The organism is Pseudomonas sp. NPDC088429 (assembly GCF_044753305.1).
GTDB classification, from domain to species: domain Bacteria; phylum Pseudomonadota; class Gammaproteobacteria; order Pseudomonadales; family Pseudomonadaceae; genus Aquipseudomonas; species Aquipseudomonas rustica.
The window spans coordinates 7,767-15,120 of record NZ_JBIVMX010000090.1 but is presented as its reverse complement, the minus strand read 5'-3'; the positions used below and the strand labels follow the sequence as shown (position 1 = coordinate 15,120).

The 7,354-nt window shown below is 60.2% G+C and carries 5 protein-coding genes and 2 pseudogenes; all 7 read left to right on the top strand.

What is annotated here, in order from left to right; genetic code table 11:
• Positions 1-858 (top strand): annotated as a pseudogene (mnmA, locus tag ACIP66_RS26550) (tRNA 2-thiouridine(34) synthase MnmA); the annotation flags it as partial.
• Positions 855-1,478 carry a high frequency lysogenization protein HflD gene (gene hflD / locus ACIP66_RS26545; protein WP_053121613.1) on the top strand — a complete coding sequence of 208 codons (624 nt, stop codon included), beginning with the start codon at positions 855-857 and terminating at the stop codon, positions 1,476-1,478. The pseudogene mnmA and the gene hflD, both read left to right, overlap by 4 nt.
• A gap of 126 nt (positions 1,479-1,604) precedes the next feature.
• Entirely contained in the window at positions 1,605-2,975 is a 1,371-nt protein-coding gene (gene purB / locus ACIP66_RS26540) for an adenylosuccinate lyase (protein ID WP_400652064.1), read from the top strand.
• Positions 2,976-3,061: 86 nt separating this feature from the next.
• On the top strand, positions 3,062-4,231 hold the full coding sequence (locus ACIP66_RS26535) for a JmjC domain-containing protein (protein WP_400652061.1): 1,170 nt from the start codon (positions 3,062-3,064) through the stop codon (positions 4,229-4,231).
• Entirely contained in the window at positions 4,224-4,649 is a 426-nt protein-coding gene (locus tag ACIP66_RS26530) for a GNAT family N-acetyltransferase (RefSeq protein ID WP_053121618.1), read from the top strand. Before ACIP66_RS26535 ends, ACIP66_RS26530 begins: the two co-directional genes overlap by 8 nt.
• A 370-nt stretch (positions 4,650-5,019) precedes the next feature.
• Positions 5,020-5,781, top strand: coding sequence for a secretin N-terminal domain-containing protein (locus tag ACIP66_RS26525; RefSeq protein WP_400652058.1), 762 nt, complete (start codon positions 5,020-5,022; stop codon positions 5,779-5,781).
• Between the two features lie 474 nt (positions 5,782-6,255).
• Positions 6,256-7,354 (top strand): annotated as a pseudogene (gene aceA, locus ACIP66_RS26520) (isocitrate lyase); the annotation flags it as partial.

The window sequence follows — 7,354 nt, the reverse complement described above, 5'->3', positions numbered from 1 at the left end:
GAGCACTTCCTGGCCGAATACAAGGACGGGCGTACGCCGAACCCGGACATCCTGTGTAACCGCGAGATCAAGTTCAAGGCGTTCCTCGATTACGCCATGATGCTCGGCGCCGACCTGATTGCCACCGGCCACTACGTGCGCCGCCGCGACATCGATGGCCGCACCGAACTGCTCAAAGGCCTCGATCCGAACAAGGATCAGAGCTACTTCCTGCACGCCGTTGGCGGCGAACAGATCGCCAAGACCCTGTTCCCGGTCGGCGAACTGGAAAAGCCGGAAGTCCGTGCAATTGCCGAGAAATACGAGCTGGCGACCGCCTAGAAGAAGGATTCCACCGGGATCTGCTTCATCGGCGAGCGTCGCTTCAGCGACTTCCTCAAGCAATACCTGCCGGCACAACCGGGTGAGATCAAAACCACCGAAGGCGAAGTCATCGGCCGTCACCACGGTTTGATGTATCACACCATCGGTCAGCGTCAGGGCCTCGGCATCGGCGGGTTGAAAGACGCCGGCGACGAGCCGTGGTACGTGCTGCGCAAGGATCTCGACAGCAACGAGCTGATCGTCGGCCAGGGCAACAACCACCCGTGGCTGTTCTCCGGCGCCCTGCTCGCGTCGGAAATCTATTGGGTCAACCCGATCGACCTGAGCCAGCCGCTGCGCCTGACCGCCAAAGTGCGCTATCGCCAGAACGACCAGGCGTGCACCCTGGAAAAAACCGCCAATGGCTACCGCGCCGTGTTCGACGAGCCGCAACGCGCGGTGACGCCGGGCCAGTCCGTGGTGTTCTATGACGGTGAAATCTGCCTCGGCGGCGGCGTGATCGAAGTGGCCGAGCCGTGGAGCGGCCAGGCATGAGCCCGACTCAGGAGCAACTGACGGCGCTGGGCGGCGTGTTTCTCGCCGCCGTGCTGGTCGACCGGATCGCCAAAAGCGGCCAGACCAGCGAAGCCGGCCTGACGTGCATGCTCGGCAGCCTGCTGGTGCGCGACCCGAAAGACACGCTGGACGTGTACGGCGGCGATGACCTCAATCTGCGCGAAGGCTATCGGGCGCTGATCGGCGCCCTCGAACGCGACCCGAGCACTTTGCAGCGCGAGCCATTGCGTTATGCGCTGTCGATGCTCGGTCTGGAACGCCAACTGGCGAAACGCGGCGACATGCTCGATGTGATCGGCAAACGTCTGCCGCAGATTCAGTCGCAGGTCGAACATTTCGGCCCGGCCCATGAAAACGTGATTGCGGCGTGCGGTGCGCTGTATCAGGACACCCTGAGCACCCTGCGCCAACGGATTCAGGTACACGGCGACATGCGCAACCTGCAACAACCGAGCAACGCCTCGAAGATTCGCGCCCTGCTGCTCGCCGGCATCCGTTCGGCACGCCTGTGGCGACAGCTCGGCGGCCATCGCTGGCAGTTGGTGATCAGCCGGCGCAAGCTGCTCAAAGAGCTGTATCCATTGATGCGCAGCGAGTAAACGCTACGCGATAAACACTTTGTAGTCTGTAACGCGTAATACGCCGGTCAGTTGGCAACGGACCGGCGGATTTTTTCATGTATGATACGCGCCCCATTTCGTTGCCCGACTGTCCGAGAACACCCCATGCAGCTTTCTTCGCTCACTGCGGTTTCCCCTGTTGACGGCCGCTACGCCGGCAAAACCCAGGCCCTGCGCCCGATTTTCAGCGAGTACGGTTTGATCCGTGCCCGAGTTCTGGTTGAAGTGCGCTGGCTCCAGCGCCTGGCCGCCCACGCTGGTATCCCAGAAGTGCCAGCCTTCTCCGCCGAGGCCAACGCCGTTCTCAATGAACTGGCTGAAAACTTCTCGCTGGAGCACGCCGAGCGCGTCAAAGAGATCGAGCGCACCACCAACCACGACGTCAAAGCGATCGAATACCTGCTCAAAGAGCAGGCGGCCAAGCTGCCGGAGCTGGCCAATGTCAGCGAGTTCATCCACTTTGCCTGCACCAGCGAAGACATCAACAACCTGTCCCACGCCCTGATGCTGCGCGAAGGCCGTGACGACGTGATGCTGCCGCTCATGCGCCAGACCGCCGAAGCCATCCGCGAACTGGCCATCCGTTTCGCTGACGTGCCAATGCTGTCGCGCACCCACGGTCAACCGGCCTCGCCGACCACTCTGGGTAAAGAGCTGGCGAACGTGGTTTACCGTCTCGAGCGTCAGATTGCTCAGGTCGCTGCCGTGCCGCTGCTGGGCAAGATCAACGGCGCTGTCGGCAACTACAACGCGCACCTGTCGGCCTACCCGCAGATCGACTGGGAAGCCAATGCCCGCGCCTTCATCGAAGACGAGCTGGGTCTGGGTTTCAACCCGTACACCACGCAGATCGAACCGCACGACTACATCGCCGAGCTGTTTGACGTGATCGCACGTTTCAACACCATCCTGATCGACTTCGACCGTGACATCTGGGGCTACATCTCCCTGGGTTACTTCAAGCAGCGCACCATCGCTGGCGAAATCGGTTCGTCGACCATGCCGCACAAGGTCAACCCGATCGACTTCGAAAACTCCGAAGGCAACCTGGGTATCGCCAACGCACTGTTCCAGCACCTGGCGAGCAAACTGCCGATCTCCCGCTGGCAGCGCGACCTGACCGACTCCACCGTACTGCGTAACCTCGGGGTCGGCTTCGCCCACAGCGTGATCGCGTATGAAGCCAGCCTCAAAGGCATCAGCAAACTCGAGCTGAACGCTCAGAAGATTGCCGCTGACCTCGACGCTTGCTGGGAAGTGTTGGCTGAGCCGATCCAGACCGTGATGCGCCGCTACAACATCGAAAACCCGTACGAGAAGCTGAAAGAACTGACCCGCGGCAAGGGCATCAGCCCTGAAGCGCTGCAGACTTTCATCGATGGTCTGGACATGCCAGCCGAAGCGAAAGCCGAGCTCAAGCAACTGACCCCGGCCAACTACATCGGCAACGCTGTAGCGCAAGCCAAACGCATCTGATCGACCGTTTGCCCCGTTTGAGACGCCCGGCCGCGCCGGGCGTTTTTATTCCCGTCTGAAAAGTGCTTTTTTTCAATAGGTTACACATGAATCCTGATATTCCTCTGCAACTTCTGGGTGGCATCACCGCACGCGAATTCCTGCGCGACTACTGGCAGAAAAAACCGCTGCTGATCCGCCAGGCAATCCCTGACTTCGAAAGCCCGATCGACGCCGACGAGCTGGCGGGTCTGGCCCTGGAAGAAGAAGTCGAATCGCGTCTGGTGATCGAGCACGGCGAGCGCCCATGGGAATTGCGTCGCGGCCCGTTCGCTGAAGACGAATTCAGCAAATTGCCTCAAAAAGAGTGGACGCTGCTGGTTCAGGCCGTCGATCAGTTCGTGCCGGAAGTCAGCGAGCTGCTGGAAAACTTCCGCTTCCTGCCGAGCTGGCGCGTCGACGACGTGATGATCAGCTTCGCCGCCCCGGGTGGCAGCGTCGGCCCGCACTTCGACAACTACGACGTGTTCCTGCTGCAAGGTCACGGCAAGCGCAACTGGAAAATCGGCCAGATGTGCGATTCCGAGAGCCCGCTGCTGCAACACGCAGATCTGCGCATCCTCGCTGAATTCCACGAGACCGAAGAGTGGACGCTGGAACCGGGCGACATGCTCTACCTGCCGCCACGTCTGGCTCACTGCGGTGTCGCGGTCGACAACTGCATGACTTACTCGGTCGGTTTCCGCGCGCCGAGCGCCTCTGAAGTGCTGACCCACTTCACCGACTTCCTCAGCCAGTTCCTGACTGACGAAGAGCGCTACACCGACGCCGACGCGCAGCCGGCCGCTGACCCGCATCAGATTCAACACGATGCGCTGGATCGCCTCAAAGCCCTGCTCGCTGAACACATGAGCGACGAGCGTCTGCTGCTGACCTGGTTCGGCCAGTACATGACCGAGCCGCGCTACCCGGAACTGGTCAGCGGCCCTGACGACGTCGAGGAAGAAGAATTCCTTAACGCTCTGCAAGACGGCGCCGTGCTGATCCGCAATCCGAGCGCGCGTCTGGCGTGGTCGGAAGTCGATGACGACCTGCTGCTGTTCGCCAGCGGCCAGAGCCGTTACCTGCCGGGCAAACTGCGCGAGCTGCTGAAACTGATCTGCGCCGCCGACGCCCTGCACGCCGACAACCTCGGCGAGTGGCTGAACGACGAAGACGGTGCCGGCCTGCTCTGCGAACTGGTCAAGCAAGGCAGCTTGGGGTTCGCTGATGAATAAGATTCGCGTTCGTGTCGCAGACTGGCAGAAGGACATCGCCGAGATCCGGCGCATTCGTGAAACGGTGTTCATCGCCGAGCAATCGGTGCCACCTGAGTTGGAATGGGACGCGGACGACGCCAGCGCCGTGCATTTCCTGGCGTTTGAAGGCGACTTCCCGATCGGCACTGCGCGCCTGTTGCCTGACGGCCACATCGGCCGCGTGTCGGTGCTGAAAGACTGGCGCGGGATGAAGGTCGGTGATGCGCTGATGCAAGCGGTCATCGCCGAAGCGGAAGCACGCGGCTTGAAAGAGCAAATGCTCAGCGCACAAGTGCAAGCCACGGCGTTCTATGAGCGCCTGGGCTTCAGCCTGGTCAGCGAGGAATTCCTCGAAGCCGGGATTCCGCACGTCGACATGGTTCGCCATTCGGCCTAACCGTTAGCTGAATGAAACCTTGTGGCGAGGGGATTTATCCCCGATGGGCTGCGCAGCAGACCCAAGATTTTGGGGCCGCTTCGCGCCCCATCGGGGATAAATCCCCTCGCCACAAGAGTAATAAGCAAACGCCCCGGCATCCAACGATGCCGGGGCGTTTTGCTGTCTACGACTCAACTTGCCCCACCCCAGGCCGACAAACTGCAACAACAGCAAACCTGTAGGAGCTGCCGAAGGCTGCGATCTTTTAAGCTTCAGCACAATAAACGCGGCGTCGTTTTGATATCTTGGGCTGAGGAGCAAGTGCCAGATCCAAAGATCGCAGCCTTCGGCAGCTCCTACAGAAATTTATTCAGCGGAGATAACGGACATGTCCCTACGCACCCTGCTCACCACCCTGCTGCTCGGTTGCAGTTTTTCGGTGATGGCAGCCACAGAAATCGTCCCCCTCAAGTACCACACCAGCGCCGATATGTTGCCGGTGGCGCAGGACTTCATCGGTCAGGACGGCCAGGTCAGCGCCTACGGCAACCAGCTCATCGTCAAGGCTGAGCCGGGCAAGATTCAGGAACTCAAGGATCTGCTGTCACAACTCGACACCGCGCCCAAACGCCTGCTGATCACCGTCGACACCAACGAAAACAATGGCCGTGGCGACGAAGGCTATTCAGTCAACGGCGCCCCGCCCAACCAGACCCGCATCATCAGCCGCAGCACCACCAGCCGTAACGGTGGCATTCAGCAAGTGCAGGCCACCGAGGGCGCACCGGCGCTGATTCAAGTAGGCCAAAGCGTGCCGATCACCAGCAGCCAGAGTAATTCCTACGGCGATTACAGCAGCCAGACCCAGTATCGCAACGTCACTCAAGGGTTCTACGTTACCGCCAGCGTCACCGGCGACACCGTTCACCTGGCGATCAGTACCAACCGTGACCGCATGAACCAGGAACGTCCCGATGTAGTGAACGTGCAAAGCACTGACACAACCGTCACCGGCCGCCTCGGTGAGTGGATCACCCTCGCCGGCGTCAACAGCCAGACTCAGGCCGACAAACAGGGCCTGACCCGCAGCTACTCTACTCAAGGCCGGGATGACATGACCTTGCGGGTGAAAGTCGACACCTTGGACTAACTCACCGAAAACTGACTGATTAGTCGTATTAGACGAAAGATGTAGTGCTTGAAAAAAAGCACTACAAAACGTTTGACGAGGCAAAAAAGCAAAGGCATGATGGCCTCGCTCCCGCTAATCAGAGGCCCTGGCAAGGGCCTTCGAAGCGATGTTCGCACCTACCCCGCGAACCGCTTCGTGTCTGTACCGCCCACAAGGTGTGTTTGACGAGGTTGCCGACTGGAACGAAGTTGTCCCGAGGGACGGAAGCGTAATTAGGTAACCCGGCTCCACACTGTAGATCGTATAGAGGCCCACGACGCCCGAATGCGCCCGCAGTCCGCCACTACCTGCTCACTTCCCCTCGAGCCCATCGTTCATCCCGTCGCCTACCCCGCCGAATCCGACTTGACCACCTAAGCTTCTGGTCAGCGAGCGCAGGAATTTTCCACCGCAGAACAACTTTTCATAAAAGACGCGACGAGGTTTATCTCCATGGCACTGACACGCGAACAGCAAATTGCAGCCCTCGAAAAAGACTGGGCTGAAAACCCGCGCTGGAAAGGCGTGACACGCGCTTACTCCGCTGCTGACGTCGTCCGCCTGCGTGGCTCGGTTCAACCTGAGCACACTTTTGCAAAACTGGGCGCCGAGAAGCTGTGGAACCTGGTAACCCAGGGCGCCAAGCCGTCCTTCCGTCCTGAGAAAGATTTCGTCAACTGCATGGGCGCCCTGACCGGCGGCCAGGCTGTGCAACAAGTCAAAGCCGGTATCCAGGCGATCTACCTGTCGGGCTGGCAGGTTGCTGCGGACAACAACTCCGCCGAATCGATGTACCCGGATCAGTCGCTGTACCCGGTGGATTCGGTTCCAACCGTGGTCAAGCGCATCAACAACTCGTTCCGTCGTGCTGACCAGATCCAGTGGAAAGCCGGCAAAGGCCCGGGCGACGAAGGCTACATCGACTACTTCGCGCCGATCGTGGCTGACGCTGAAGCCGGTTTCGGTGGCGTGCTGAACGCTTACGAGCTGATGAAAAGCATGATCGAAGCAGGCGCCGCCGGCGTTCACTTCGAAGACCAACTGGCTTCCGTGAAAAAATGCGGTCACATGGGCGGTAAAGTACTGGTTCCAACTCAGGAAGCCGTACAGAAGCTGACCGCTGCACGTCTGGCTGCTGACGTTGCCGGTACCCCGACCATCATTCTGGCCCGTACCGACGCGAACGCCGCTGACCTGCTGACCTCCGATTGCGACCCGTACGACCAGCCGTTCGTGACTGGCGAGCGCACTCAGGAAGGTTTCTACAAGGTACGTGCCGGTCTGGATCAAGCCATCGCTCGCGGTCTGGCTTACGCGCCATACGCCGACCTGATCTGGTGCGAAACTGCCAAGCCGGATCTGGACGAGGCTCGTCGCTTCGCCGAAGCGATCAAAAAGGAATACCCGGACCAACTGCTGTCGTACAACTGCTCGCCTTCCTTCAACTGGAAGAAGAACCTGGACGACGCGACCATCGCCAAGTTCCAGCGCGAACTGTCCGCCATGGGTTACAAGCACCAGTTCATCACCCTGGCCGGCATTCACAACATGT

Excerpts from the sequence above, each read along its gene's own strand:
- hflD (WP_053121613.1), top strand. The coding sequence starts at position 855 with ATGAGCCCGACTCAGGAGCAACTGACGGCGCTGGGCGGCGTGTTTCTC.
- ACIP66_RS26530 (WP_053121618.1), top strand. The coding sequence starts at position 4,224 with ATGAATAAGATTCGCGTTCGTGTCGCAGACTGGCAGAAGGACATCGCC.
- ACIP66_RS26535 (WP_400652061.1), top strand. The coding sequence starts at position 3,062 with ATGAATCCTGATATTCCTCTGCAACTTCTGGGTGGCATCACCGCACGC.
- ACIP66_RS26525 (WP_400652058.1), top strand. The coding sequence starts at position 5,020 with ATGTCCCTACGCACCCTGCTCACCACCCTGCTGCTCGGTTGCAGTTTT.
- purB (WP_400652064.1), top strand. The coding sequence starts at position 1,605 with ATGCAGCTTTCTTCGCTCACTGCGGTTTCCCCTGTTGACGGCCGCTAC.